28 protein-coding genes are annotated in these 26,430 nt (G+C 30.9%); 2 read left to right on the top strand and 26 right to left on the bottom strand.

Annotated features, from left to right (window positions below; translation table 11 throughout):
• Nucleotides 1–3: 3 nt before the first annotated feature.
• From ABXT39_RS01295 to ABXT39_RS01245, 11 genes are all read right to left on the bottom strand, one after another.
• Complete coding sequence (locus tag ABXT39_RS01295) at nucleotides 4–771, bottom strand: pyrroline-5-carboxylate reductase (RefSeq protein ID WP_415295422.1); 768 nt, start codon at nucleotides 769–771, stop codon at nucleotides 4–6.
• Nucleotides 772–893: 122 nt separating this feature from the next.
• Nucleotides 894–1,607 (bottom strand): hypothetical protein, encoded by a 714-nt coding sequence (locus ABXT39_RS01290; protein WP_415295420.1) that lies wholly within the window; start codon nucleotides 1,605–1,607, stop codon nucleotides 894–896.
• A gap of 218 nt (nucleotides 1,608–1,825) precedes the next feature.
• Complete coding sequence (glaH, locus tag ABXT39_RS01285) at nucleotides 1,826–2,740, bottom strand: glutarate dioxygenase GlaH (RefSeq protein ID WP_415295418.1); 915 nt, start codon at nucleotides 2,738–2,740, stop codon at nucleotides 1,826–1,828.
• Nucleotides 2,740–3,063, bottom strand: a complete 324-nt coding sequence (locus ABXT39_RS01280; RefSeq protein ID WP_415295416.1) for an AzlD domain-containing protein — start codon at nucleotides 3,061–3,063, stop codon at nucleotides 2,740–2,742. Before ABXT39_RS01280 ends, glaH begins: the two co-directional genes overlap by 1 nt.
• Nucleotides 3,053–3,757: an AzlC family ABC transporter permease gene (locus ABXT39_RS01275; RefSeq protein ID WP_415295415.1), complete on the bottom strand. Its 705-nt coding sequence runs from the start codon at nucleotides 3,755–3,757 to the stop codon at nucleotides 3,053–3,055. The genes ABXT39_RS01280 and ABXT39_RS01275 overlap by 11 nt, the downstream gene beginning before the upstream one ends.
• Complete coding sequence (locus tag ABXT39_RS01270; RefSeq protein ID WP_415295413.1) at nucleotides 3,757–4,542, bottom strand: ABC transporter ATP-binding protein; 786 nt, start codon at nucleotides 4,540–4,542, stop codon at nucleotides 3,757–3,759. Before ABXT39_RS01270 ends, ABXT39_RS01275 begins: the two co-directional genes overlap by 1 nt.
• On the bottom strand, nucleotides 4,542–5,282 hold the full coding sequence (locus tag ABXT39_RS01265; RefSeq protein ID WP_415295411.1) for an ABC transporter ATP-binding protein: 741 nt from the start codon (nucleotides 5,280–5,282) through the stop codon (nucleotides 4,542–4,544). The genes ABXT39_RS01270 and ABXT39_RS01265 overlap by 1 nt, the downstream gene beginning before the upstream one ends.
• Nucleotides 5,282–6,334 (bottom strand): branched-chain amino acid ABC transporter permease, encoded by a 1,053-nt coding sequence (locus tag ABXT39_RS01260; RefSeq protein WP_415295409.1) that lies wholly within the window; start codon nucleotides 6,332–6,334, stop codon nucleotides 5,282–5,284. The genes ABXT39_RS01265 and ABXT39_RS01260 overlap by 1 nt, the downstream gene beginning before the upstream one ends.
• On the bottom strand, nucleotides 6,334–7,227 hold the full coding sequence (locus ABXT39_RS01255; RefSeq protein ID WP_415295407.1) for a branched-chain amino acid ABC transporter permease: 894 nt from the start codon (nucleotides 7,225–7,227) through the stop codon (nucleotides 6,334–6,336). The genes ABXT39_RS01260 and ABXT39_RS01255 overlap by 1 nt, the downstream gene beginning before the upstream one ends.
• A gap of 64 nt (nucleotides 7,228–7,291) precedes the next feature.
• Nucleotides 7,292–8,533, bottom strand: coding sequence for an amino acid ABC transporter substrate-binding protein (locus tag ABXT39_RS01250; protein WP_415295405.1), 1,242 nt, complete (start codon nucleotides 8,531–8,533; stop codon nucleotides 7,292–7,294).
• A 112-nt stretch (nucleotides 8,534–8,645) separates the two neighbouring features.
• Nucleotides 8,646–9,260, bottom strand: a complete 615-nt coding sequence (locus tag ABXT39_RS01245; RefSeq protein ID WP_415295403.1) for a LysE family translocator — start codon at nucleotides 9,258–9,260, stop codon at nucleotides 8,646–8,648.
• A 132-nt stretch (nucleotides 9,261–9,392) separates the two neighbouring features.
• Here ABXT39_RS01245 and ABXT39_RS01240 point away from each other — a divergent pair, with 132 nt between their 5' ends.
• Both ABXT39_RS01240 and grxC read left to right on the top strand, forming a co-directional pair.
• Nucleotides 9,393–9,689 (top strand): TIGR03643 family protein, encoded by a 297-nt coding sequence (locus ABXT39_RS01240; protein WP_415295401.1) that lies wholly within the window; start codon nucleotides 9,393–9,395, stop codon nucleotides 9,687–9,689.
• A gap of 3 nt (nucleotides 9,690–9,692) precedes the next feature.
• Nucleotides 9,693–9,947 carry a glutaredoxin 3 gene (gene grxC, locus ABXT39_RS01235; RefSeq protein WP_415295399.1) on the top strand — a complete coding sequence of 85 codons (255 nt, stop codon included), beginning with the start codon at nucleotides 9,693–9,695 and terminating at the stop codon, nucleotides 9,945–9,947.
• Between the two features lies 1 nt (nucleotide 9,948).
• Here grxC and msrB read toward each other — a convergent pair whose 3' ends face one another.
• The 15 genes from msrB to ABXT39_RS01160 all read right to left on the bottom strand — a co-directional run bounded on the left by msrB (nucleotide 9,949) and on the right by ABXT39_RS01160 (nucleotide 26,430).
• Nucleotides 9,949–10,323 (bottom strand): peptide-methionine (R)-S-oxide reductase MsrB, encoded by a 375-nt coding sequence (gene msrB / locus ABXT39_RS01230; RefSeq protein ID WP_415295397.1) that lies wholly within the window; start codon nucleotides 10,321–10,323, stop codon nucleotides 9,949–9,951.
• A 4-nt stretch (nucleotides 10,324–10,327) separates the two neighbouring features.
• Nucleotides 10,328–11,278, bottom strand: coding sequence for a D-2-hydroxyacid dehydrogenase family protein (locus ABXT39_RS01225; RefSeq protein WP_415295395.1), 951 nt, complete (start codon nucleotides 11,276–11,278; stop codon nucleotides 10,328–10,330).
• Nucleotides 11,271–12,170 carry a DMT family transporter gene (locus tag ABXT39_RS01220; RefSeq protein ID WP_415295393.1) on the bottom strand — a complete coding sequence of 300 codons (900 nt, stop codon included), beginning with the start codon at nucleotides 12,168–12,170 and terminating at the stop codon, nucleotides 11,271–11,273. The genes ABXT39_RS01225 and ABXT39_RS01220 overlap by 8 nt, the downstream gene beginning before the upstream one ends.
• Nucleotides 12,171–13,412: an NAD(P)/FAD-dependent oxidoreductase gene (locus ABXT39_RS01215; RefSeq protein WP_415295391.1), complete on the bottom strand. Its 1,242-nt coding sequence runs from the start codon at nucleotides 13,410–13,412 to the stop codon at nucleotides 12,171–12,173.
• Nucleotides 13,413–13,480: 68 nt separating this feature from the next.
• A complete protein-coding gene (gene rodA, locus ABXT39_RS01210; protein ID WP_415295389.1) occupies nucleotides 13,481–14,602 on the bottom strand; it encodes a rod shape-determining protein RodA in 1,122 nt (373 codons plus the stop codon).
• Nucleotides 14,603–14,662: 60 nt separating this feature from the next.
• Nucleotides 14,663–16,627, bottom strand: a complete 1,965-nt coding sequence (gene mrdA, locus ABXT39_RS01205) for a penicillin-binding protein 2 (RefSeq protein ID WP_415295387.1) — start codon at nucleotides 16,625–16,627, stop codon at nucleotides 14,663–14,665.
• The gene (mreD, locus tag ABXT39_RS01200) at nucleotides 16,617–17,138 is read right to left on the bottom strand and encodes a rod shape-determining protein MreD (RefSeq protein WP_415295386.1); all 522 of its coding nucleotides are present in this window, start codon (nucleotides 17,136–17,138) and stop codon (nucleotides 16,617–16,619) included. The genes mrdA and mreD overlap by 11 nt, the downstream gene beginning before the upstream one ends.
• Complete coding sequence (gene mreC, locus ABXT39_RS01195) at nucleotides 17,135–17,986, bottom strand: rod shape-determining protein MreC (RefSeq protein ID WP_415295384.1); 852 nt, start codon at nucleotides 17,984–17,986, stop codon at nucleotides 17,135–17,137. The genes mreD and mreC overlap by 4 nt, the downstream gene beginning before the upstream one ends.
• Nucleotides 17,987–17,991: 5 nt before the next feature.
• Nucleotides 17,992–19,029, bottom strand: a complete 1,038-nt coding sequence (locus tag ABXT39_RS01190; protein WP_415295383.1) for a rod shape-determining protein — start codon at nucleotides 19,027–19,029, stop codon at nucleotides 17,992–17,994.
• Between the two features lies 1 nt (nucleotide 19,030).
• The gene (locus ABXT39_RS01185) at nucleotides 19,031–20,593 is read right to left on the bottom strand and encodes a 2-isopropylmalate synthase (RefSeq protein WP_415295382.1); all 1,563 of its coding nucleotides are present in this window, start codon (nucleotides 20,591–20,593) and stop codon (nucleotides 19,031–19,033) included.
• A 104-nt stretch (nucleotides 20,594–20,697) separates the two neighbouring features.
• Nucleotides 20,698–21,717 carry a ketol-acid reductoisomerase gene (gene ilvC, locus ABXT39_RS01180; RefSeq protein WP_415295381.1) on the bottom strand — a complete coding sequence of 340 codons (1,020 nt, stop codon included), beginning with the start codon at nucleotides 21,715–21,717 and terminating at the stop codon, nucleotides 20,698–20,700.
• An 18-nt stretch (nucleotides 21,718–21,735) separates the two neighbouring features.
• Complete coding sequence (ilvN, locus tag ABXT39_RS01175) at nucleotides 21,736–22,284, bottom strand: acetolactate synthase small subunit (protein ID WP_415295380.1); 549 nt, start codon at nucleotides 22,282–22,284, stop codon at nucleotides 21,736–21,738.
• Nucleotides 22,285–24,051, bottom strand: coding sequence for an acetolactate synthase 3 large subunit (locus ABXT39_RS01170; RefSeq protein WP_415295379.1), 1,767 nt, complete (start codon nucleotides 24,049–24,051; stop codon nucleotides 22,285–22,287). It abuts the gene before it with no gap.
• Nucleotides 24,052–24,070: 19 nt separating this feature from the next.
• Nucleotides 24,071–25,012 carry a tRNA (adenosine(37)-N6)-dimethylallyltransferase MiaA gene (gene miaA, locus ABXT39_RS01165; RefSeq protein WP_415295378.1) on the bottom strand — a complete coding sequence of 314 codons (942 nt, stop codon included), beginning with the start codon at nucleotides 25,010–25,012 and terminating at the stop codon, nucleotides 24,071–24,073.
• Between the two features lie 2 nt (nucleotides 25,013–25,014).
• Complete coding sequence (locus ABXT39_RS01160; RefSeq protein ID WP_415295376.1) at nucleotides 25,015–26,430, bottom strand: Do family serine endopeptidase; 1,416 nt, start codon at nucleotides 26,428–26,430, stop codon at nucleotides 25,015–25,017.

Here is a 26,430-nt window from a genome sequence, read left to right as displayed (position 1 = left end):
AATTTATTTATTTAATCTTTTGTGTATGCTGTTGAGAGTTTTTTCTAAAGATTTATAAAAACCAGCTTTTGTTAGCTCTTTGACACCTTGTTCATTTAACCCTTTGGGGGTTTGAGATTCTTTCACTAAATATTTTAAATCTTTTTTAGAATTTACAACTGCATCTTCAGATAATGCTAAAAATAGAGATGTTATATACTTTTGTGCATCACTTTGCTTAACTCCTTTTTTTACTAACCATTCAGTCATTACCCTTAGTAATTCATAAAATGAGGCCATCATTCCAGATGTAGACCAAAAATTAATTGAAGATTTTTCATTTTTAATCTCAACAGTTGTGCCAATTTTGTTAAAAAATTCTTTAACTTTTTTATTAGGCGGACAGATAGGTACTGGTCCTTTTTTTAAAGATATTGGTGGTAATGGTATAGCTCTTACAATTTGAGCTTTAACTTTAATATCTTTTTTTAGTTGGTTTAAATTAATGGTTGAAATGAAACTAATAATAGTTTGATTTGATCTAAACTTAAGATCTTTGATAATTTTTTGCCCAACGGTTGGTGTAATTGATAGAAAAATCCAATTACAATTATCTACTATCTCCTGATTATTTTTAGCAATAATAATTTTTTTAAAAGTTTTTTTAAGTTTTTGAGCAATTAACTTATTTCGTTTTGAAATGATTATTTTTGAAAATGTTATATTTGAATCGTAAATTCCAGTAATTACAGAAGCTGCTATTTTACCAGTTCCAATAAAGCCTAATTTCATTTTTTTAATATAGATTATTAAGTTTTATTGTTCCAATTAATCTTATTTATTTTTTGATTTAGGACAAAAAAAAACCCCCGTATTTATACGGGGGTTTCAAATTTTAATAGGCTTTTTAAGTATTAGAATCTAAGACCTAAAGAAAGTTTAGCAGCTACTCCACCTAACTCACCCGTGATTGTGTTAAAAGAACCAGAAGAAGCTACTCCCTCTTCAGAACCAGTAAGTTTTAAATCATCATATTCTGTGTAAGAACCTTCTACTCTGTAGAAAGCCATATCTCCGATGTCACCATCGTAGTACATACCTACTGAAGTTCCATCTAAATCAACATCTTTGTAAGTTGATCCAGTTGCTAAGCTTTCTTCAGTTTTTAATGTAGCTTGAGTAAGACCAACTTTAACATGTAAGCCTGAACCCATTATTGGCATAGCAACATACATAGTAAGCGCTTCTTCAACAGATGCTTTAATAGTTTGAGTTCCACTACTTTCACCAGTAACAGCAACATTTGCTCCACCGACATCAAGAGCAGCAGTAGATATAACTCTGTCAGCTGTAGGGAATTCCATAAGATCTGGACTATATTCTAAACCAATTGTTAATCCCAAAGCTGATTCAATACTTATTTCAGCAAAACCTGACGCATAAGAAAATGCTCCAAGAGCTTCTTCAGAAGTCTTCTTTCCACTGTCTTTCATTGTCTCTTCAACATTACCATACACAGCCGTAGCTTGTCCTGTAAGACCAACTTTGTACTCAAGAGAGTTTGCAGTTGATGCAAAAGACAACATAGCAATCGCTGTAGATGCTATAATTGTAGTTAATTTATTCATAATTGAATCCTTTTTTTTATTAATATTAATAACTAGTTTTATAGGTATTTAGGCATTATTTGATAGCCATATATTTTTTAAAACTACTTTTTAGCGCTTATGTTGTAAAAATATCACTTAAAAAAACTATATATACATGCTTTTTTGACCTTTAATTATTTTAACCTTATTTTTATCAAGATTTTCAACTTGTGGTTTTCTATAGTTTTTTATTTTTTTTATAAATTATCAAAAAAACTTCCCCTGATTCTTAAAAGTTCTCTAGCTAATTCTTTGTTTTCTTTAAATGGCTTTCTGCCATGTAGCCAAAAATAGTTGTTAGCAACTATTATTGAGCCAGGACTAAGTTTTGTAATTACTTTATGTTTACTCTCTTCAAGACCATCAGACAGGTTTTGTAAAAAAATACCTTGTTCCATATTTCTAGGTTCAGGAAATTGATCAATGTATGAAATGTGAGGTCTGCCTTCTTCATCCATTGAGAAAATAGGATGTTCAACTTTGTATTCTATATTTTTACTTTTTGGTGAACTCCAAATAAAATTTTGTTTACCCACTGGATCGTCAAATAAATCTTTACAATGTTCCCAGTCATCAAGATGAAGCATAGCTGTTTCTCCTCCTTCCACATTTTGTTCTTCAATTTTAGTCATAAGAAGCCAATCTGTAGTCTCCTTAATATATGTCCCATCTGTATGAAGATCCATATTTGCGTAGGCTTTTCTTAAGTAAGAATCACTTTTATCTTCGTGCTTGACAAAAAATCTTGCATAATATTTTCCAGCCATTGCATCATGGTTTGGATTGCCAATTAAATAAGCAATTGCCGTTGATAGTTTAACTAAAAAAGTATCATTAATTTTTGGACTTATATTTTTTGGTCCAATTATAAAGCAACCTGTGTCTCTGTCTCTCACTATTGAATTGAGTAATTTGCTTAATTTATTAGAAGTTAAATCGTCTAAACTTTTAGCAATAGTAAATCTAGTGAATGGTTTGTACTCAAGAGCAGTAATATCAAATTTATTAAATGGAAATATTAATTTATCTATAATTTCATCATTAATCTTAATATCGATTATTCTTTTTGAATTTTGATTTTTAGTTATTGTTATTCCAGTGATATTTTCCATTATAAATAATTACTTAATATAGTCATCATAATAGCAGAAATCACAGTTGGATAAACAAAATTTCTTTTTGAAATAAAAAATATTAATAAACAAAATAAAACCACAACAATTCTACTTAAATAACTGGCATCAGACAAAACACCTACTGGAAATATAATTGTCCTAGCTATTAATGCTGCTAATGTTGAGTAAGCAAGACAATTAAACCATCTAAATAATTTTGAAGTTTCCTTTATTCCTTCTGATGAAATTACTCCTAATATTCTAGAAGAAAAAGTTGCAAGAGACGTAACTAAAATTGCAAGAACTATACTAGTTGACATTTAACTCTCCTATAAAATAAGCAATTGTTCCACCAAAAAGTCCACCTAATAAAATTGACCATTCTGGAGATAGAAAATAAAAAATTGGTCCTAATAACAATCCTAAAATTACTGAAGCTATAATTTGAATAGTCTTCATTGCACCGACCATCATGCATAAAAAATAAATTGGGTTTAAAATGGCTAAACCCATCATCATATTTTTATCTAAATAATCTGATGCATAAAACCCTATAAATGTTGCTATTACTGCTGTAGTCCAAGTTGCACAACCAATGCCAATCCAAAAATCTATTCTATGTTTTTTATCAATATTTTTATAATTACTTTTCATAATTAACCATGCTGACACTGCTATAAAATGACACGAAAAGTAATATTTCCATTTTGGTTGGCTTTTGTGCATCATTAATGGAAACAAAGAAACAGCCATTGGATAGAGACGAGCATTAACAAACCACACAGCTAAAAAAATATTTAATAACGATGCTCCAACTAACAATGACTCTGCCATTACTAATGATCCAGGTAATGCATAAGTAAGCATAGTTGAAAAAATACTTTCTTGAATATTAAAACCTAAATTTTTAAGAAGTGCACCTATGGCGATAAAGCAACAACCAAGTGCAAGTGCAGGACTATCAGGAGCTAGAATTGATTTAAAACCTCTAAAGAAAAATTCTTTATTAATCATTAGCCTCCAAGGAATAATCTACCAACATCAGGGTTTTTTAATAAATCATCCCCCTTGCCAGCAATCGCAGTTTGTCCAGATACTAAAACGTAACCTATATCTGCAAACTCCAATCCTTTCTTAGCATTTTGTTCTACTAAAATAATTGTTTTCTTTTCTGTTTGTTGAAGATCTCTTAAAATTTCAAAAACCATATCAATATATCTTGGCTCTAATCCGATAGATGGCTCATCCACAAGTAATACTGACGGCTTCATAACTAATGCTCTAGAAATTTCTAACAGTCTTCTTTCACCACCAGATAAAACTTTTGCTGGTTGATTTCTTCTGTTTCTTAATCTTTCATATTTTTCAAAAATTCTTTCAGCTTCTTGATAGGACTCGTCAGTGTTTTCTTTGGCATAGCCACCCATTAGTAAATTTTCCTCAACAGTCATGTCTGGAAATACTGAGTTATCTTGTAGGATGTATGCTATTCCACATGATCTAAGTTTTTCAGCTGGGGTTAAGTTCGTAATTTCTTTACCATCAATTTCTATTTGTCCTGAAAAAATATTTGTAAATCCATAAATAGAGTGAAGAATTGTAGATTTACCCGCTCCATTTGGACCAATTAAACATAGTGATTGGGCTTTACTAACACATAAATCAAAATCATGAAGAATTTCCATCTTACCATAACCAGCAGATAATTTTTTTATTGTTAGATGGTTATTATTTGGTGCTAATTTTTTCAGTTCTTCTGGTCCTGGTGCTTTTCCTAATACATCATATTGATTTGACATTATTGTGCCCCCAAGTACGCGTCTAGCACACGCTTATCATTTTTAATTTCATCTGGAGTTCCATTAGCTAACATTTGACCATGCGCTAAACAAAAAACTCTTTGTGCTAAATTCATTATTACCTTCATATTATGCTCTATAACTAATAAGGTAATTCCATAGTCCTTGTTAACACTGATCAAACGATCAATAATTCCATTGATTAAGGTAGGGTTAATTCCAGCTGTTGGTTCATCTAATAAAAGCATTTTAGGCTCATTCATTAATGCCATGGCAAGTTCTAACAATTTTTGCTGCCCAAATGAAAGATCTCCTGCTCTAAGTTTTCTTTTTTGATGAAGCCCTACAAATTTCAATAGTATCTCAGCTTTATCTGTTATATCTGAAGGTATCTTTTGAAATACTGTTAATATTCCATCATTCTCAGGTTTGTTACTGATTAACATATTTTGAATACAGTTTAATTTTCCATAAATTCTAGTTTGCTGAAATGTTCTAAGTAGTCCAAGTTTTGCGACAACAGGAACTGGCAGTTCTGAAACCTCTGTGCCATCAAATTTGATTGAACCATTATCAATCGGATAAGTTCCTACAATTGAATTAAATAAAGTAGTTTTACCAGATCCATTTGGACCAATTAATCCAACAATTGAACCTTGCTCAACTGACATTGAAATATCAACATTTGCTTTAACACCGCCAAAAGACTTACTTACATTTGATATGTCTAATATAGCCATTACTTTAGTTCCACCTGTGCTTTTAAGTCAGCTTCATCTACAACTTCACCAAATCTTTCAGGATACTTTTCTCTTAACCATCCCATTACACCTTCTGGAAAATAGACTACTATCACAATAATTAAAACTCCAAGAGCAACATACTGCCAGCCTAGAAAGTAAGTCCAAAAACCCTCTTTAAATAAGTGAAATATAGTTGCACCAACAAGTGGTCCCCATAAAGTTCCTTTACCACCAAGGATTGCCATTAAAACCATGAACACACCAAACGTTGGTCCAGCAAATGCAATTTCAGTTGGTTCAATGTATCCATTTATATGACCCATTAATCCTCCAGCAATTCCAACAAAGAAAGCTGATACCATCCAGCCAATAATTTTATATCTCATGGTGTGAATTCCCATCGCTTCCGCTTTATCTTCATTGTCTCTTATTGCATTTAAAACTAAACCAAATCTTGTGCTGTAGGCCCACTTCAAAGTAATAAAAGTTACAACTGCAAGAGCAAAACACAAATAATATAAAAACTGAGATGATGATGCGTTAGATCCAAATCCTTTTGGCCAAACTGGAACCGTCATACCTTGACCTGCACCAATAATCTCAATTCCACCCGCAAGTTCACCTGCAGCAATTCCTAATGCTAATGTACAAATTGCAAAGTAATGTCCTCTTAAGCCTAAAATCCCATAACCAATTACTCCTGCAATTATTGTCGGAATAATTCCTGCTAATAATATGCCAACACCAAAACCTTGAAAAAATTGAGGGATAGTATGAACAAAAGTTTTTTCTCCACCAGCATCAGTCCACTCAGCAAGTGAAAAAAACATTGCTATTTGTGCACTTGAAGCAACATACATTCCAACACCAAAAAATAATATATTACCAAATGTGTTATAGCCCATCTGTCCACCTTGAACATCCCAAGTCATAGCTAAAACAATTAATATATAAAGAAATGAAAGCTGAAGTTTATAAGCTGGAAATATGAACGCTCCAGCCAAACCAAAAATTATTAAACCTGCGTATAAGAGTGTATTTTTATTCATTATTTTAAATACTCTCTTTTTCGAGCTAATTTAAACCTTCTATAAACCAATATAATAACTAGTAACGAGAATACTGCTGCAATTCTAAATTCTGTTCCAAGCAGATAATCTGCCCATTCTTCAAATACACCAAGTCCCATTCCCGATATTGCAACAGCTGGTAAATTTCCAAGTCCTGCAATAATTACAATCATGAAAGATCTAACTGTGTAAGGTAATCCTGTATAAGGATGAAGTGTAAATGTAATTGCAATACAAGCTCCTGCTATTCCACATAATGCTGCATTAATACCAAAAGTTGCTGCGTAAACTTTCTCAGTATCAACACCTAAAATTTTTGCTGCTCTTGCATTTTGTGCAGTTGCTCTAATTGCTCTACCTAATTTTGATTTTTTCATATAGATCACAAGAATAATTGCTGATATCACACAAATGGCTCCTGAGAATATCTTTGCATTAGGAAGAGTTACTGAATTATTAAACAACATTGTTGTTCCAAAGTTTGATTGAGCAACTACTACGTCTGCACCAAATGCAAAATTCATTAGTTGCTGCGCTAAAATACTAATTCCAAATGTTGCAAGTATTGAAGTGAACAAATCTTTGTCTACTACCTTATTAATAACAAGCTTGTACATTCCCCAACCCACACAATACATAATAATTGGTGATACAATCACTCCAAATGCTGGGTGAATTCCTGATAGATACATGAAGTATGCAATGTATCCACCCATGATTACTAACTCTCCTTGAGCAATGTTTATTATATTCATTACTCCCCACTGTAATGCCATTCCATAAGCGATTAATGCAAACAAAATACCAAGAAGTATTCCGTCCATTGACGCTTGAACCATTAAAATAGGAGCTTGGAAAATTAATAAATCCATAAATTCTTTAGATGTTTATAAAAAAATGCCCCCTATTACTAGGGAGCATTTTGCATATTAGGTATTATCTTTCTGACCAAGATGGAATTGGGTGTACCAACTCAGCTGATGCCCATTTTGTCGGAGCTACAACTTTGTTTTCACACACACTACCATCATCGTTACATGATACTTGAAAAAGCACCATTGGCTTAGATACGTTTTGACCACCTGCAGCAAATTTTATGTTTCCATAAAAAGTTTGCATATCAGTTGCAGCTAAAGCATCTCTAACTTTTTTAGTATCAAATGATTGTGCTCTTTCGAACGCATCTTTAAAAACTAATAAAGCAGCAGAAGATTCGGCAGCTTGGTATGGCGGTGCATATCCAAATGCTTTAGTAAAGTCTGCATCATATTTCATACCACCACCAAAGTAGTTGTCTTTGTATGATAGAGATTTATGCCATTGAGAAGCACAAAGTGCATACTCGGAAGCTTTACCATGTTGCTTAGATAATTTAGCAGCATCACAGTGAGTCATTGCTAACATTTTCACGTCAACTTTCATTTCTGAGATTTGTCTAACAGCTGTCAAAGCACCTTTAGTATGACCTGAAACTACAAGAACATCTGGATTAGTAGCTTTTACCTTTGATAAAGTAGCAGCCATATCGTTAAGCTCTTTTGGTAACTTGTCATCTATGATTATTTTAGAACCTGTTCTTTTAGCAGCCTCAACAATACCCAATCTCACGTCTTGTGAGAACGCGTCTTGTTCAAATGCCATTGCAATCTTAACTGGTTTTCCACCATTTTTTTCAACTGCAAGATCAATTGCTACATCAAGATATAAGTTAGCTGGAGCTAGTACTGCGAATAAATATTTGTAACCTTTAGTGAATAACGATCTAGACGCACCGTTTGCTTCTACCATGGGAACTTCATATTTTTCAGTTACAGGAGCCATAGCTTTTGTAAGCCCCGAGCTATAAGGTCCAAGCATAAACTTAACACCATCTTGTTGGATTAATCTTTCTGCAAGTTGAGCTGCTCTTCCAGAGTTTGATTCATCATCATAATAAATAATATCAAACTTGTAAGTTTTTCCACCAACTTTAACACCACCCATGCTGTTAATTCTTTCAACTGCTAAGTTATAGCCGTTTTGAGTATGAACACCATTAGATGAATATTTTCCGGTTAACGAAACAGCTGCACCTAAAATAATTTTATCTCCAACTACCTTCGCGAAAGATATAGTTGAAGCTGAAATTAAAAGAGCAATTGCAGAAACTAAAGTAATTAGTATATTTCTGATTTTCATTTTATTTCTTCCTTTATTAGTTTTAAATTTAAAAAACAATTTAACATCTAAATGAATAAAAATACAACTAACGTCATACAAACTTAATTGCCACAATTATTTTAATAATCAATTAATACTTCTGAATAATTGCAATCATAATTGCAATTATAATTAATACGCACGCTGAAATTGTATTAATAATTTTTGGATTTGCTTTTATCCAAATAATTAACTTTCTAGCAAGTACGGCGTAAGCAATTAGAGATAAAAAATCTAAAACAACATACGTTGTGATTAAAATAAAAAATTGAACAATATAATTTGAATTAAAGTCAATAAACTGTGGAAATATTAATGGAAAGAACATCCAAGCTTTAGGACTTGTTACTGCAACTAAAAACCCATCTTTAAAAAAAGAAAAAAAATTTTTTGATGAAATATTATCTGAACTTACGTCTTTAAGTCTTGAATTATAAATATCGTAAGCAAGATAGAGCAAGTATGCAATTCCTATCCACTTAAATATATTTAAAAAATTTGGATTATCGACAAAAAAAGTTCCTAAAACAAAAATTACTAAAGTGGCTTGAATAATATTTGCTGTAACATCTCCAAGAGCTGTCCAGACACATTTTTGAACTCCATAATTCATGGAATATGAAATGATTACAATTCTAGGTGTGCCAGGAGTAATAAATAAAAATAAAATTATCTGTAAAAAAAGGAAATAATTTAAAGGGAGCATTTTTGGTTTGAGGATAGTCCAAAAAAACCGGAGCTAAAGATGGCTAAGATGGACTATCTAATTTAAAGATACCACGACCCTAAATAAAATGCATTAATCATTTTTTTCAAATATAATATAAATAGAGGATTTATGAAAAAAAAAGGTCACACCCCCATAACTAGGGTTAAAAATCCAGAACCCCATATATTAGATCCTGATTGGATCATCTGGGCTGCTTGGGCCGACCGAATTACCTTTGAAGAAATAGAGCAAAAAACTGGGAAGACAGAAGCTGAAGTAATCAAGATTATGAGGCATTCTATAAAACCAGTATCTTTTAGATTGTGGAGAAAAAGAGTTAATCAAAAAAGTATTAAACATAGAAAAAAATTTGAATACTCTAGAAAAGAAATTACTAGTAAAATTAAAAAGAATGATTATTTATAAGTCATGAAATCAGTAACAATTTATACAGGTCCACTTTGTAATTTTTGTGATGCAGCAAAAAAGTTATTAACTAGAAACAACGTTGAATATAAAGAAATCAACATTGCAACAGTAGATGGAGCAATGAATGAAATGATTGCTAAAGCTAATGGTAAAAGAACTATTCCTCAAATTTTCTTTGATGATCAACACATTGGTGGTTACGATAATGTTAGAGCTCTTGAAAAAGAAAATAAATTACTAGAACTTTTAAAATAAATTAATTTTTAGGCTTAAAGGTTAAACAAACACCGTTATTACAATATCTTTTGCCTGTTGGTTTAGGTCCATCTTCAAAGATATGACCATGATGGCCGTCACATTTTTTGCAATGATATTCTACTCTCTCATAACCCAATAGAGTGTCTGTTTTAGTTTCAAAAGCATCTGGTAGTGATTGATAGAATGAAGGCCAACCTGAACCACTTTCATATTTAGCATTTGAGTCAAATAATTTTTCACCACAATTAGTACAGTGATAACTACCTTCTCTCTTCTCGTGATTTAATTCGCTCGTGCCTGGTGCTTCTGTTCCATCTTCAAACAAAACTAATTTTTGTTCAGCTGTAAGATCTTTATTAATTTTTGTTGTCATAAATTTATTCTAATACTCTTAAAGGTTTATCGGCTACACATGCTTCTAACCCTTCGATCATTTGTGTATAAAATACGCTATAATTTTCTGCAGTAACATAGCCAACATGAGGCATTAATAATGCATTTGGTAAAAATCTTAACTTATTACCTTCTGGTAAAGGTTCTTTTTCATAAACATCTAGTCCTGCTCCAGCAATAACATTAGTTGAAAGTGCTATAATTAAATCATCTTCATTAATAATATTTCCTCTAGAAGTGTTAATTAAAAAAGCAGTTTTCTTCATTGTATCTAACTCTTTTAATTTTATTAATTCTTTATATCTTTCTCCACCCTGAACATGAATGGATAGAAAATCAGAATTTTGAAATAAATCTTCTTTACTACATGGCAGTACATCTAATTCTTTACATGTATCTAGGTTTAAATTTTCACTCCAAGCCATAACTTCCATACCAAAAGCTTTTCCAATTTTAGCAACTTGTGATCCAACTCTTCCAAGTCCTACTAAGCCTAAAATTTTTCCCTTAAGCTCAAAACCAATAGTTGACTGCCAATAACCTTGATACATATTGTCAATTTCTTCTTTAAAGTTTCTAGCTAAACCTAAGATTAAACCCCAAGTTAATTCAGATGTACCTGAAAAACCAATCTCAGTTCCGCATACTATAATTTTTCTTTTTTTAGCTGCCACTAAGTCTATAGCCTTATTTCTCGAACCACTTGTTATGATGTATTTTAGATCATTAAGGTTATCGATTAAATTTTTAGTAATTAGAGTTCGTTCTCTCATTATTAATAAAGCTTCAAAGTCAGCCAATTGCTCTATAGCGTCCGCCTCATCTTCAAAGGGTTCACTGAATATCTTAAATTCATATTTTCCAGATAATTTTTTTAGATCAACAAATTCGTGAGATACGTTTTGGTAATCATCTAAGATAGCAACTTTAAGCATTTTTAATCTTTCTATTTGATAAAAGAATTCCGGTTAAAATAAATATTGCACCTAACATATGATAAAACATAAATTTTTCATTAAAAATAATCATTGCCATAATTGCACTTAAAATAGGCATCATATGTAAAAAAATGCCTGCTCTGTTAGCACCAATTAAAGTAACTCCCTTTATCCAAAAAATAAAAGAAGCAAGACCTGGAAATAAAACTACATAAAATAAAATTATGTAAAAGTTATAATTTAAAGCAATTCTATAACCCATTTGATACTCTATAAAATATATTGGTATTAAAAAAATAAAGCCAAATGAAATTACCACTTCTAGTAATCCCAGTTGAGATAGTTCATGTTTTTTTTTCTTTAAAAGAGCAGAATAAGTAGCCCAAGACAGCATTCCAAAAACCATCGTGATGTCACCCTTGTTAAAATCTAAATTCATTAATATTCCAAGGTTTGCTTTAGTTATTATCAAAACAACTCCAATGAAAGAACATGCCACTCCCAATATTTGAAAAGTATTTGTTTTTTCAATTTTTAAAATTGATGAAATGAAAATGATCATTACAGGTATCGTTGATATCATTAAAACTCCACTGATCACTTGCGTAAAGTTTAAAGAATAATAGACGATTGAATTAAATATGGTAACACTCGTTATTCCAAGAACTGTGTAATATTTATAATTTTCTAAAATATAATTTCTTTTGTTAAATAACTCTTGAATTGTAAATGGAGCTAAGATCAACCAAGCAAAAAGCCATCTATAAAAATTTAATGAAAATGGAGGTATTTGGTATTGGCTAGCAAATTTTCCAACTAAAAAATTTCCTGACCAAAAGAAAGCTGCTAAAAATAAAAAAATATAAGCAACATTATTTTTATTTATCACTTAGTTAAACCTAAGAGAACTATATGGCTTTAAATCTAAGTTTGTATTTTCTTCAGCAATCATTCCAGAGATTATTTTCCCTGAAATAGGTCCTAAAGTCCATCCTAAATGATGATGTCCAAAACAATAAAAAACATTTTTGTACTTTTTTGAAGGTCCTATTACAGGTAAGTAATCTGGCAATGTGGGTCTAAAACCAAGCCACTCGTCTTCATGTTCGGGTAAATCACCCATCATATATTTTGCATTATTAATTAAGTTTTTAACTCTTGATTTTGATAACGGATTAGCTAATCCACCAAATTCTACCGTACCTACCACTCTAAGCCCTTGCTCCATGGGTGTAATGCCAAATCCTCTATTTTGAAAAATTACTGGTCTACTTAAAAGATGATCACAATTTTTAAAATGAACATGGTACCCTCTTTCAGTATCAAGAGGTATTTTTTCATCTAAATTATCTGTTAACTTTTTTGAAAATGAACCACATGCAATTACAATTTTATCAAAAAGAAAGCTTTGTGTTTCAGCCTTTATAACTGGTTTCTCATCATTAAAATTTATGTCTTTCACGTTCATTTTTAAAAACTTGCCACCCTTTTTCAAAAAAAGATCATAAAGTTTTAAAAGAATTTTCTTAGGATTTCTAGCATGTCTACCATACTGATAATAAACACCTCCATGATAGATCGGTTTTATATTTGGCTCTAAATCATGAATTTCTTTTGGAGTAACTACTTGCTGATCAACACCCAGTTCATTTCTAACTTTAATTTCTAGTTCTCTACTTTTTAAACTTTGATCATTCCAAATATATAAAATACCTTTTTTTTCAACCAATCCTCCAAGCTCAATCTCATCAAATAATTCATCATAAGCAGGTAATGCTAAATCTAAAATTTGATGCATATTTTTTGCAGTATGCATCATTCGTTTTGTAGAGCAGTTTCTAATAAACTGTAAAAACCAAGGTATCATTTTTGGAACATAGTTCCATTTAAGAGCAAGTGGACCTGTAGAACTTAAAAGCATCGCAGGGACATCAGTTAGAACATCTGGTCTATTTATAGGAACAGATGCATATGGAGAAAAGTGGCCAGCATTACCGTACGATGCAGCAGGACTTCCTGGCTCGTCTCTATCAAAAATTGTTACCCTAAATCCTTTTTTTTGTAAAAATAACGCATTGGAAATACCTTGTATACCAGCACCTACAATCCCAATTTTTAATTTTTGTTCCATGAGACTTTATATAATTCTTAAATTTAAATATTCTCGCGACAAATTCGACAAGTAAAGCATTAAAATACTTAAGCTATTAGCTGTTTATGATTAATTTTAGCGCTCATAACAATTGCAAATCCAATCATTGTTGCAAGCATTGAAGATCCTCCATATGACATAATTGGTAGTGGAGATCCAACGATAGGTAATAAACCTAAAACCATGGACATATTTACCGTTACATAAAAAAATATTGCAGACCCATAGCCATAGCAAAAAAGTTTAGCAAAATAACTCCTCGAGATTGCACCAATTCTTAATACTCTGTAAATAATGATTATATAAATTAGCAATAAACATAGCGACCCTAAAAAACCGTGCTCCTCAGCAAATAAAGTAAAAATGAAATCTGTATGCTTTTCTGGTAAAAATTCTAAATAACTTTGAGTACCTTTTAAAAAACCTTTACCAGTTAAACCTCCTGATCCAACTGCTATTTTAGATTGAATGATTTGATAACCTGCACCTAAAGGATCCCTATCTGGATTAAGAAATGTTAAAATTCTAAGTTTTTGATAAGGTTGTAAAAAAGCAATAGCAAAGGGCATTAAAATTAATAAAGCTACAAATGAATATATAAAATATTTAATATTAATTCCTGCGAGCCAAATGACAACTAGTCCACTTAAGGCAATTAAAATTGAAGTTCCCAAATCAGGTTGGGTAATAACAAGCATAATTGGTAAAATTAAAATTACTAAAGCAACAAATATAACTTGAAAACTATTAACTTTATTGAGTTGTATGCGGTGATAATATTTAGCAAGACATATTATTATTGCAATTTTCATTAATTCAGATGGCTGCAAATTAATAAAATATAAATTTATCCATCTTTGCGATCCTGAGGCTTTAATACCGTATAAAGAAGCCCAAACTAGAAGAAGTAAAACCACAACATAAAACAAATAAGCAAAGTAATGCCAAAATTTAATATTAAAAAATGACATAAAAATCATCATTGTAAAAAATATTAAAAATTTTAAAATATGACTTTTACTATGAAATAAAATTTCTCCACCATCTGTTGAATACATAGATAAAGCACTAATCAACCCAAGTAACAAAATACAAATTAATAAAATATAATCAAAATTTCGTAATTTTTGAAAAAATGTTGGTTGAGTATTGAATGAATTATATTGCATTTATATCTTAATAGTTTTTTGAAAAAATGTTGGTTGAGTATTGAATGAATTATATTGCATTTATATCTTAATAGTTTTTTGAATTCTTGCTTTCTCTCTAAGTTCATGTCTGTCTATAATTAACTTAAAAAGTTTTTTTGCTATTGGTGCTGCAGTTGAGCTTCCAGATCCACCATGCTCTATAACAATACTTAGTGCATATCTTGGATTTTTATAAGGTCCAAAAGCTATGTATAGTGCGTGATCTCTTTCATTATAGGGAATTTCAAATGTTTTTAAATCAAGCTCTCTATCTAATTTTGTAATCCTTTTAACTTGTGATGTTCCTGTTTTACCGGCAAATTGATATTTTGGATCATCAATTCTTGATTTATAAGAAGTTCCTCTAATTTCATTTGTGGATGCAAACATTGCTTCACGAACTAGGTTTATATTTTTAGAACTTTTAAACAGGGTTTGATGTTCTTTTTTATTTAAAAAACCTAAAAGTTCTGTTGCATCTTTCAATCCACTATCTTTTTTATTTAATTGTTTTCTATTTTCATTCATTATAAATCTAATTTCTTCTGCCGTTTTACTATCTTTTTCTACTATTATTTTTGGATAAATCTTAAATCCTCCATTTGCAAGTTGAGCTGTCATTTGACATAATTGTAGTGGTGTTGTTTGTGTATAACCTTGTCCAATACCTGTAATTAGTGTTTCACCTATAACCCAACCTTTTCCTAAATTATTTTTTTTCCATTTAGTGTCAGGAATTAATCCTTTTTTCTCATTACTAAATGTTTTATCTAAAACTTTTTCACCAAGGCCAAATTTTATAGATGTTTCTTTTAACCGGTCTACACCAAGTTTTCTGGCAATCTCATAAAAATACGTATCACAAGACTGCTTCATAGCACTTTTTAAATCTACAATACCATGACCTCTTTTTTTCCAGCAATGATAGGTTTGCCCATACATCTCAATTTTGCCAGTGCAATTAACTTTAAAATTTTCATCAATAATTCCATTTTCTAGCGCAGATAAAGCTACCATTGGTTTAAATGTTGAGCCTGGTGAATATAAGCCTGATAAAGTTTTATTAACCAATGGCTTTAAAGGATGGTTTCTAATTAACTGCCAATCATCTTGATTAATTCCAAAAAGAAATAGGTTAGGGTTAAACGATGGTGATGATTGCATGGCAACTATTTCACCCGTGTAAATATCCATTACACTTATTGAGCCAGCCACATCTTTTAAAAGCTCATTACAAAACTTTTGAATTTCTGTATCTATTGTGAGTTTTATTGTCTTACCATTTAATCCATCTGTGTAATCAAGCTGACTAATTCTTTTACCGTAAGCATTAACCTCATATCTTTGTACGCTGTTAGTTCCAATTAGTTCATTTTCAAAAGTTTTTTCTAAACCTGTCTTTCCAACTTTAAGTCCTGGTACATGTGTATCTTTTATAATTTTGTTATTTAAAATATCTTTTTCACTGGCTTCACTAACATAACCCAAAACATGAGTATAATTTTCATTGAACGGGTAATTACGCGAAACAGATAAAACTGGTTTAGCTCCTACTAAATCGTGCAAGAAATAATTGACCTTTGTGAACTGTTCCCAGGTTAAATTTTTTGAAATAATTATAGTTTCCCAAGGTTTTTGACTATTTTTTTGTTTTATTATTTTTTTAAAATTATTATTACTAATCGATAGGATCTTTTTTAGTCTTACCATCAGATATTTAAAATCTTCTACTTCTTCGGGAATCACATGAAGTTGGTATACTTCTAAATTACCAGCAATAACATTTTCAAAATAATCTAAAAACTCACCTCTAATTGGGGCTAATCTCCATTCACGTAATCTATTTTTATCAGATAGAGTTAAATATTTTTTATTCTCTGTAATTTGTAATGAAAATAATCGAGCTACTATTCCAGTAAATACAATAAACTTAGCAGCACCAATAATAAACATTCTTCTATTAATGGTTTGAACTTTTTTTACACCAAAATCTTCACCTAACATTATTTCTACCTAAAAGATATTTTTCAAATAAATCAAATAAATTTGAAAATAGGAAATAAAATAAAAATGTGTATGTAATATTTATTATTTGATCAAAATAACTTAACTCATAATTAAAAATAAAATTTAAAGAAATAAATAATAATGAATTTATAATTAAAATTGTTATAAGAAAAAATATACAATCTTTTATTAAACTTGGTCTTAAAGTAATATTTCTAAGGTAGGATGCTGCAACACAAAGTATTAAATACATTAAACTACTTAATCCAATTGGTGTTCCCACCACAACATCATTAAATAAGCCTGCAACAAAAATATAAATATATCCTAAACTTTCACTTTTTTTTAAACTGTAATAAAAAATTAAAATATAAGAGAAATTAAATGAAAAATATCTTAAACCTAAATGATTAAAATCATAATTATTTAAAACAGATACAAAAAGTATAAATATAGGAATATTTGATAATATTTTTCTAGTAAAATTTTTGTTTCTTAGTTCTGTCATTTAGTCTCACTTTTTAAAAATGACAAAACTTTTACAAATCTTAATTGAGAGAAATCTGAAAAAAATTCAACATTTTTTTTATCATCTAAAAAATTATTATTTATTTTTCCTATGGGTATTCCAGCTTTGAATAAACTGCCTGCTCCAGAAGTATAAATGACAGACTCATTTTTTATGTCCTCATATTTTTTACTATATTGAATAATCCCATAATCTTTACCTGTACCTGAAAGTATAGAAAATACCGCATTTGGTTCTACTATAACTGGAATTTTACTATTCAAATCTGAAAGTAACAATACTCTTGATGACAAATAATTAACCTCGATAACTTTTCCAACAAGATACGTACCATCCATAACAACCATTCCAAGATTGATTTTATGTTTGCTGCCTTTGTTAATGATGATTGATCTTAGAAATGGACTGCCTTTATCCCTTAAAACTTTAGCAATTATAGTGTCTGATTTAACCAGATAATCATCAACTATGTCTTTTAATCTTTGGTTTTCTAAAATTATAAATTCATTTAATAAATCTTTAGCTTTTAAGGTTGCTAGCTCTGATTTATTTTTTTCATTTTCTTTATAAAGTCTTTTGTGATTTTGAATTGTAAGATAACCTTCTTTTAACAAATTCTCTGGTACAGAAACTACAAATGATGATCTGTATACTATTTCTTTAATAGCTACTTTTGTATAATCTATAGCTTTGATATTAAAACTACCCAAAATTAAAAGAATAATAGAAAAAAATATTAAACTTAATAGTGAGAATCTTTGCTGTGTTCCTTTTTTTAGAAAAGCAGATCTTAATGCAATTACAAAATCATCTCTGCTTGTTTCCATTATTTCTAATACTCAGATAGCATAGTAGAGAATGTTTCTTCTTGATCTAGAGCTTTTCCAGTACCAATTGCAACACATGCTAATGGATCATCTGCTATAAAAACTGGCAATCCAGTTTCTTTAGAGAATCTTTTGTCAATATTTTTTAATAAAGCACCACCACCTGTTAATGTTAGACCCATATCTACTAAATCAGCTGATAATTCAGGAGGAGTGTTTTCAAGCGCATCTTTTATCCCATTCACCATTTCTTTTAAAATATCATTTAAAGCTTCAGCTGTATCTTCTTCAGTAATATTTACCTCTTTAGGTGTTCCTGACCTTAAATCTCTACCTTTAACAGCATAAGTATTACTGTTTGATGGTATAGCTGTCCCAATTTCTTTTTTTATTTTTTCAGCAGTACTATCCCCAATCATCAAATTATATTCTTTTCTCATATAATTTACTAAAGCTGTATCCATTGCATCTCCAGCAACTCTTAAAGATCTAGAATAAACAAGACCTCCTAGTGACATAACAGCTATCTCTGTGGTGCCCCCACCAATGTCAACAACCATTGATCCAGTTGCTTCTGAAATTGGAAGGCCAGCTCCAATAGCTGCTGCAATAGGTTCTTCAATTAATTGAACTCTTCTAGCACCCGCTGCTAACGCACTATCTTGAATAGCTTTTCTTTCAACAGGTGTTGACCCTGTTGGAACACAGATTAAAATTCTTGGGTTTGCAAAAGTTTTATTTTTATGAACTTTTTTTATAAAATGTTTAATCATTTCTTCAGTAACTATAAAATCTGCAATCACTCCATCTCTTAAAGGTCTAATAGCACTAATGTTACCTGGTGTTCTTCCAAGCATAGTTTTTGCTTCATCTCCAACTGCTAAAACAGTTTTTTTCCCCATGTTCTCAGCTATAGCAACAACAGATGGTTCATTTAAAACCACTCCTTGTCCTTTTAATACAACGAGAGTGTTAGCAGTTCCAAGGTCAATCGCCATATCTTGACTCCAAATACTACTTAAATTTTTTAACCAATTAGCCATCTTATATTCCCTTCATTTTCTGAGTTTCATACTCCATTGGAGCAGTTTTTTTTCTTTTAATAATCATTTTATTTAAAGCACTTAAATAAGCATTAGCTGACGCTACTAATGTGTCAGTATCAGCTGCTTGTCCAACTGTAGTTTTACCTTCTTCTTCAATTCTAACACTTACAGTAGCTTGTGCATCAGTTCCTTCCGTAACAGCGTGAACTTGATATAATTGTAATTTTACATCATGTGGATATAAAACTTTGATACATTTAAAAATAGCATCAACTGGCCCATCACCTGTTTCTGAGGTTGATTTAACTTCACCATAAACATCAAGAGTCATTTCTGCTTTTTGAGGCTCACCTGTTCCTGCAAAAACTTTTAATGACTTTAAATTAATTACATATTTATCTAAAATCATACTATCATCAACTAAAGCTGCTATATCATCGTCATAAACATGTTTTTTCTTGTCAGCTAAAATTTTAAATTTTCCAAAGGCAGATTGAATTACATCATCAGTAACATCCGCATAACCAAGATCATTTAATTTTTCTTTAAATGCGTGACGTCCGGAATGTTTTCCCATAACCAGTGAAGTTTTCTTAACCCCAACACTTTCTGGTGTCATAATTTCATATGTTTCTCTATTTTTAAGCATTCCGTCTTGATGAATACCTGCCTCATGTGCAAAAGCATTTTTTCCAACAATTGCCTTATTAAATTGTACTGGAAAAGTTGCATTAGAGACAATTTTTGAAGCTTTGCTTAATAATTCTGTTTTAATTCCAGTTGTATAAGGCATCAAGTCGTTTCTTGTTCTTATTGCCATAACAATTTCTTCAAGTGCAGCATTTCCTGCTCTTTCACCTATTCCATTAATTGTACATTCAACTTGTCTTGCACCAGCTGAAACACCAGCTAAAGAATTTGCTACAGCTAATCCTAAATCGTTATGACAATGAACAGATAAAATAGCTTTTTCAATATTTGGAACTTTATTTTTTAATGTTGTTATAATTTTAGTAAATTCTGAAGGGATAGTATAACCAACAGTATCAGGAATATTTATTGTTGTAGCACCACTACTAATTGCTGTTTCAACTATTTTACACATAAAATCCATGTCAGTTCGTGTTCCATCTTCACATGACCATTCAACATCATCTGTAAGATTTCTTGCGTAAGTTACACTTTCTTTTATCGCATCCACAACTTGCTCTGGAGATTTATTCAACTTAAATTTCATATGAAGTGGGCTTGTTGAAATGAAAGTGTGGATTCTAAATCTTGGAGCAGATTTTAATGCTTCATGACATGCATCTATATCCTTTTTGCTAGCCCTTGATAATCCACATGGAATTGAATTTTTTAAAATTTTACTAATTGCTGTTACGGCCTCAAAATCACCTGGAGAAGCTATTGGAAAACCAGCTTCAATTATATCTATGCCTAATTCATCAAAAATTCTTGCTATTTGAATTTTTTCTTCAAGACTCATCGATGCACCTGGTGATTGTTCACCATCTCGCATTGTAGTATCGAATATAATAACTTTATCTTTGTCGCTCATAACCAATAATTTTAGAAAAACTATAATACAATCTATAATAGAGATTGCAAAATAATTGTTATATTTTGGCTGAATTTCTGACCGAATTAGGTTTTTAGTAAAAATTAACTCTTATCACTATCTATTAATTTTTTCTTGCCAATCCAAGGCATCATTGCTCTAAGTTCTGCACCAACCTTTTCAATCGGGTGATCCGCAAGATCTTTTCTCATTTTTAAAAAATTCTTTTGACCGCCTTCACACTCTTTCATCCAGTCTTTAGTAAATTTACCAGATTGAATATCAGCTAGAACTTCTTTCATTCTTTTTTTGCTTTCGCTATCTACAACTTTTTTACCTGATACATATTCGCCATACTCTGCAGTATTAGATATAGAATAATTCATATTAGCAATTCCACCTTCATAAATTAAATCCACTATCAATTTTACCTCATGTAGACATTCGAAGTATGCCATCTCTGGTTCGTAGCCAGCCTCGGTTAAAGTTTCAAAACCATTTTTAATAAGCTCAACTAATCCACCACAAAGTACAGATTGCTCTCCAAATAAGTCCGTTTCACATTCATCTTTAAAAGTTGTTTCAATAATACCAGATTTTCCACCACCGATTGCCGATGCATATGATAATGCAAGATCTCTTGCTTTACCTGTTCCATCTTGATGAACAGCAAATAAACAAGGTACTCCACCCCCTCTTTCAAATTCACTTCTAACTAAATGCCCAGGTCCTTTTGGTGCAACCATAAATACATCTAAATCTTTTCTAGCATCAATTAATTTGTAATGAATATTTAATCCATGAGCAAATGCTATGCTTGTTCCTGGTTTAATTCTTTGATCAATATGATTTTTATAAATAGCTGCTTGTAATTCATCTGGTGTAAGAATCATTGCAACTTCTGCCCACTCTGCGGCATCAGATAAACCCATTACCTTTAAACCTTTTGATTCTGCTTTTGCTTTACTTGCAGACCCATCTCTAAGTGCTACAACAACTTCCTTAGCTCCACTATCTTTTAAATTTAATGCATGTGCGTGCCCTTGGCTTCCATACCCGAATATTGCTATTTTTTTACTTTTGATTAAATCTACATCTGCATCTTTTTCATAAAACATTTTCATTTTTGTTCTCCTTTATTTTTAATTAAAAATTTCTGCACCTCTTGTCATTGCAACCGCTCCAGTTCTTGAGGCACTAACAAGACCAAATGGTTTTAAATTTTTTATCACTTTATCTATCTCTCTTCTTAATGCTGTTATTTGAATTACAGCAGATTTATTTGTTTGATCTAATATAACCGGATTGTATTTTTTACAAGCATTTAAAGCTTTCTTAATTTTATTACTATTTGCAACAACTTTTAATAACGCCATCTCCTTGAATATAACTTTTTTATCTTCTCTTTTAAAATTTCCAACTTTATGAACTGGAACTAGCTTTTTCAATTGTAATACAATTTGCTCAATTACTTGGGGTGTTCCAGTGGTTACAATTGTAATTCTAGAGAGATTATTTTTTTGATCTACTTCTGCTACAGCTAAAGATTCTATATTATAGCCCCTTCCAGAAAATAGCCCAACTACTCTTGATAAAACACTTGCTTCATTATCAACCCAAACAACAATTATATGAGTATCAATTTTACCTAATTTGCTAGGTGCACTGTATGCTGATTTAGATTTTGCCATTTAAACTAAAGATTTTCCTTTACCTGAAATCTTATTTTCTTTCTGGTCCTTAGGTCCTAATAACATTTGATTATGTGGTTTTCCAGAAGGTATCATTGGATAACAATTCTCTGCTTGATCTACATGACAATCAAAAATTACTGGTCTGTCTGTATTGATCATTTCTTCAAGTTTTTCATCTAATTCATCTGGATTTTCTGCTCTAATTCCAACACATCCATAAGCTTCGGCTAATTTTACAAAATCTGGTAATGCCTCTGAGTAACTTTCAGAGTAATTCTTTTCATGAAGTAGTTCCTGCCATTGTCTAACCATTCCCATATATTGATTATTCAAAATAAATATCTTTATAGGAAGGTTATATTGAACTGCAGTTGAAATTTCCTGCATAGTCATTAAAATTGACGCTTCACCTGCAATATCTACAACTAATTTTTTAGGATGTGCGACTTGCACCCCTATAGCTGCAGGTAACCCATAACCCATAGTTCCAAGCCCTCCAGATGTCATCCATCTATTGGGTTTATTAAATTTATAATGTTGTGCTGCCCACATCTGATGCTGTCCAACTTCAGTGGTAATATATGTGTCCTGGTTTTTAGTTAATTCATAAAGTCTTTGAACCGCATGTTGAGGTTTAATAATTTTATCACTATTTATAAAATTTAAAGACCGTTTAGTTCTCCATTTTTGAATTTGTTGCCACCATTTAGATATTTTTTGTTTATTTGATTTTTCTAAATTTAAGTTTTTCTTTTTTAAAGTTTTAGTGGTTGATTTTATTACATCACTAACATCACCAACAATAGAAAGGTCAACCTTTACAATTTTATTTATCGATGAAGGGTCGATATCAATATGAACTTTTTTAGATTTTGGAGAAAACTCATCTATCTTTCCTGTGATACGATCATCAAATCTTGCGCCTATATTAATTAATAAATCACAATCATGCATTGCATTATTAGCTTCATAAGTTCCATGCATACCAAGCATTCCTAAAAATTGATTATCATCTCCAGGGAAAGCGCCTAATCCTTGCAAAGTTGAAGTAATAGGAAATCCTGTTAAGGCTACTAATTCTCTTAAAAGTTCACTTGCCTTTGGGCCTGAATTAATTACTCCACCTCCAGTATAAAAAACTGGTTTGGAGGCTTTTTTCATTAAGTCTACTAATTGATCAATCTCTTTTTGGTTAAATTTATTAAGAACTTTTCCATTTAATTTTTTTACTTTTTTAGGTTTGAAGTATTTTGCTTTTGCAAACTGAATATCTTTTGGAATATCAACTAATACTGGTCCTGGTCTTCCAGTTGTTGCAACTTCAAATGCCTCATGCATTATTCTTGGAAGATCATTAATATCTTTAACTAACCAATTGTGTTTTGTGCAAGGTCTTGTAATTCCTGTGGTATCACATTCCTGAAAAGCATCTGTTCCAATTAAGTGCGTAGGTACTTGTCCTGAAATACAAACTAAAGGAACTGAATCCATATAAGCATCAGTTAATGCAGTGACAACATTTGTTGCACCTGGTCCTGACGTAACTAATACAACGCCTGGTTTTCCAGTTGATCTTGCATAACCTTCCGCAGCATGGCCCGCACCTTGTTCGTGTCTAACTAAAATATGCTTTATAGTTGGATGATTTTTTAATTCATCATAGATAGGAAGCACTGCTCCACCAGGATACCCAAAAATATGTTCAACTTTTTGGTCTTCAAGACATTTAAATACTATCTCTGCTCCTGAATATAATTTTGGCATCCAGGCAATCTATCGGACTTTATGTTAATTGGTCAAGTTTAAGAGAGGATTTTTTTAATTTTTTTATATAGCTATCTATTTTACTTGGATCAATTTTAATCCATGACATCATCCTACTTCTTGCCCAAGTAGCTTGTCTTTTAGCGTATTGTCTTGTTTTAATTAATATTAATTCTTTTGCTTCTTCTAAAGTGATTTCACTATTTAGATACTGTGTCAATTCGGCAATCCCAATTACCTTGTTTGCACTCTGATCTTTTCTAATTTTTAGTTTAACAAATTTTTTAACTTCATTAATGGCTCCACTATTTATCATGCTAGAAGTTCTTAAGTTAATTCTTTCAATGAGTTTTTCTCTTTTTGTTTCAATATGAAGTTTTAAAAAGTCACTGTCTTTAAATTCAGATTTAGTCTTAGTTAACCAATCGTACATAGAAATATTAGTATAAGATTTAATTTCATAAGCTCTTATGGATCTTTGAGTATCATTTGGATCAAATTTATCTTTAATTTTAGGATCAAGTTTTAAAAGTTTTTTATAAAATTTTTTCTGCCCCACTCTTTTAGATATTAGCCTAACTTTATTTCTAAATTTAAGGGGTATCTCTGGAATTTTAACCAGACCATCAATCAATGACTGAAAATATAAACCAGTACCACCGACTAAAATTGGAATTTTTTTCTTTTTTTTAATATTTTTAATTTTTTTAATTGAGAGTTCCAACCATTGTCCTGTTGAAAATTTTTCATTCAAATTAACAAATCCATAAAGATGATGTTTAATATTTTTTTGCTCTATACTATTTGGTCTTGCAGTTAAGATTTTTAACTTCTTGTAAACCTGCATGCTGTCAGCATTGATGATTTCTCCTTGAATTTTTTTTGCAATCTTTACAGCGAAATTTGATTTGCCTGATGCGGTGGGACCTGAAATTAAGATAATTTTGGACTGTTTGTCCATTATCAATCTAGCTTAACACCAATATATCTTCTTTGGTTTTGATTATTATAAATTACAATCAAAATTGTTTTTTGATTAGATTTTAAAACAGTGTCCACAATATCTTCAAGATTTTTAGTTGATTTTATTTTTTTCTTTTGTGCTTCAACAATAATATCTCCAACATTTAAGTAGTCTACGGGGCTATTTTTCCCAATATTTGTTATAACTAAACCTGTTGTTTGATTGGGTAACTTTCTTTCTTTAATATCTTTATCGTTTAATGGTCTTACAATAATTTTTAATGATTTAATTTCTGAAATTTCTGGAGTTTCTGTTTTTGTATCTTTTGGTTCTTCTTTTTTAAAGTCACTTGAAGTTTCCAATCTTCCTAATTTAATTTTTTTAGTGATCTCTTTTTTATTTCTCCAAACTTTAACTTCAATTGTTTTACCTACTTCTGTTTGTGCGACAATTATTGGCAGTTCTTTCATTTCATTAATCTTTGTTCCATTAAATTCTAAAATGATATCTCCTGCTTTAATCCCTGCTTTGTCTGATGGACTTTTTTCTGCAACACTGGCAACCAATGCACCTCTTGGTTCATCTAACTTTTCAATATCAGCAATTTCTTTCGTTACCACTTGAATTCTAACTCCTAACCAGCCTCTCTTAGTTTCACCAAATTCTATTAACTGACTAACAACTTTTTTTGCACTATTGGATGGTATTGAAAAGCCTATACCTATCGACCCACCTTTTCCTAAAATTGCTGTATTAATTCCAATTACATCACCATTCATATCAAATAATGGCCCACCCGAGTTCCCTGAATTGATTGAGGCATCTGTTTGAATATAATCCTCATAACGCGATAAACCTATTGATCTATTTCTAGCAGAAATAATTCCTGCTGTTACTGTTCCTCCCAAGCCAAAAGGATTACCAATTGCAATAACCCAATCACCAATTCTTGCTTTATCAGAATCTCCAAAACTAACTGGTATAAACTTTTCTTTAGAATCTATTTGAAGGACTGCAATATCAGATAATGGGTCTTGCCCAATTATTGTAGCCTTATATTCTTTATCACCACCAACTCTAACAACAATATCTTCAGCATCTTGAATGACATGGTTATTAGTTATCACAATTCCTTTTTCATCAATTATAAACCCTGAACCTAGTGCAGCAGACTTCCTTGTTTGAGGTGTACCAAATTCTTTGAACATATCTTCAAAAGGTGATCCAGGAGGAAATTGAAAACCAGGAAATGGATTTGAATTAGTAACAACTGTTGTTGTTGTGGAAATATTTACAACAGATGGCATTAATTTTTCTGCTAGATCTGCAAATGATGCTGGTGCATCTTTTGCTAATACTTGTGATGCAAAACTTATTGCAAAAAATATAATAAATAATTTTTTAATTCTGTTCAT

The sequence above is a fragment of the Candidatus Pelagibacter sp. Uisw_113 genome, assembly GCF_047717815.1.
Lineage (GTDB): Bacteria > Pseudomonadota > Alphaproteobacteria > Pelagibacterales > Pelagibacteraceae > Pelagibacter.
Note: the sequence above shows the minus strand (reverse complement) of the source record. Positions and strands in the feature narration are given on the sequence as shown.

Coding starts and splice junctions, on each gene's coding strand:
- ABXT39_RS01170 (WP_415295379.1), bottom strand. CDS start 24,051: ATGCCAAAATTATATTCAGGAGCAGAGATAGTATTTAAATGTCTTGAA.
- ABXT39_RS01190 (WP_415295383.1), bottom strand. CDS start 19,029: ATGGCTAATTGGTTAAAAAATTTAAGTAGTATTTGGAGTCAAGATATG.
- mrdA (WP_415295387.1), bottom strand. CDS start 16,627: ATGTTAGGTGAAGATTTTGGTGTAAAAAAAGTTCAAACCATTAATAGA.
- ABXT39_RS01255 (WP_415295407.1), bottom strand. CDS start 7,227: ATGGATTTATTAATTTTCCAAGCTCCTATTTTAATGGTTCAAGCGTCA.
- grxC (WP_415295399.1), top strand. CDS start 9,693: ATGAAATCAGTAACAATTTATACAGGTCCACTTTGTAATTTTTGTGAT.
- ABXT39_RS01240 (WP_415295401.1), top strand. CDS start 9,393: ATGAAAAAAAAAGGTCACACCCCCATAACTAGGGTTAAAAATCCAGAA.
- glaH (WP_415295418.1), bottom strand. CDS start 2,740: ATGGAAAATATCACTGGAATAACAATAACTAAAAATCAAAATTCAAAA.
- miaA (WP_415295378.1), bottom strand. CDS start 25,012: ATGGACAAACAGTCCAAAATTATCTTAATTTCAGGTCCCACCGCATCA.
- ABXT39_RS01280 (WP_415295416.1), bottom strand. CDS start 3,063: ATGTCAACTAGTATAGTTCTTGCAATTTTAGTTACGTCTCTTGCAACT.
- ABXT39_RS01250 (WP_415295405.1), bottom strand. CDS start 8,533: ATGAAAATCAGAAATATACTAATTACTTTAGTTTCTGCAATTGCTCTT.
- mreD (WP_415295386.1), bottom strand. CDS start 17,138: ATGACAGAACTAAGAAACAAAAATTTTACTAGAAAAATATTATCAAAT.
- ABXT39_RS01265 (WP_415295411.1), bottom strand. CDS start 5,282: ATGGCTATATTAGACATATCAAATGTAAGTAAGTCTTTTGGCGGTGTT.
- msrB (WP_415295397.1), bottom strand. CDS start 10,323: ATGACAACAAAAATTAATAAAGATCTTACAGCTGAACAAAAATTAGTT.
- ABXT39_RS01260 (WP_415295409.1), bottom strand. CDS start 6,334: ATGAATAAAAATACACTCTTATACGCAGGTTTAATAATTTTTGGTTTG.
- mreC (WP_415295384.1), bottom strand. CDS start 17,986: ATGGAAACAAGCAGAGATGATTTTGTAATTGCATTAAGATCTGCTTTT.
- ABXT39_RS01160 (WP_415295376.1), bottom strand. CDS start 26,430: ATGAACAGAATTAAAAAATTATTTATTATATTTTTTGCAATAAGTTTT.
- ABXT39_RS01185 (WP_415295382.1), bottom strand. CDS start 20,593: ATGAGCGACAAAGATAAAGTTATTATATTCGATACTACAATGCGAGAT.
- ABXT39_RS01245 (WP_415295403.1), bottom strand. CDS start 9,260: ATGCTCCCTTTAAATTATTTCCTTTTTTTACAGATAATTTTATTTTTA.
- ABXT39_RS01225 (WP_415295395.1), bottom strand. CDS start 11,278: ATGCTTAAAGTTGCTATCTTAGATGATTACCAAAACGTATCTCACGAA.
- ilvC (WP_415295381.1), bottom strand. CDS start 21,717: ATGAAAATGTTTTATGAAAAAGATGCAGATGTAGATTTAATCAAAAGT.
- ilvN (WP_415295380.1), bottom strand. CDS start 22,284: ATGGCAAAATCTAAATCAGCATACAGTGCACCTAGCAAATTAGGTAAA.
- ABXT39_RS01275 (WP_415295415.1), bottom strand. CDS start 3,757: ATGATTAATAAAGAATTTTTCTTTAGAGGTTTTAAATCAATTCTAGCT.
- rodA (WP_415295389.1), bottom strand. CDS start 14,602: ATGCAATATAATTCATTCAATACTCAACCAACATTTTTTCAAAAATTA.
- ABXT39_RS01215 (WP_415295391.1), bottom strand. CDS start 13,412: ATGGAACAAAAATTAAAAATTGGGATTGTAGGTGCTGGTATACAAGGT.
- ABXT39_RS01290 (WP_415295420.1), bottom strand. CDS start 1,607: ATGAATAAATTAACTACAATTATAGCATCTACAGCGATTGCTATGTTG.
- ABXT39_RS01295 (WP_415295422.1), bottom strand. CDS start 771: ATGAAATTAGGCTTTATTGGAACTGGTAAAATAGCAGCTTCTGTAATT.
- ABXT39_RS01270 (WP_415295413.1), bottom strand. CDS start 4,542: ATGTCAAATCAATATGATGTATTAGGAAAAGCACCAGGACCAGAAGAA.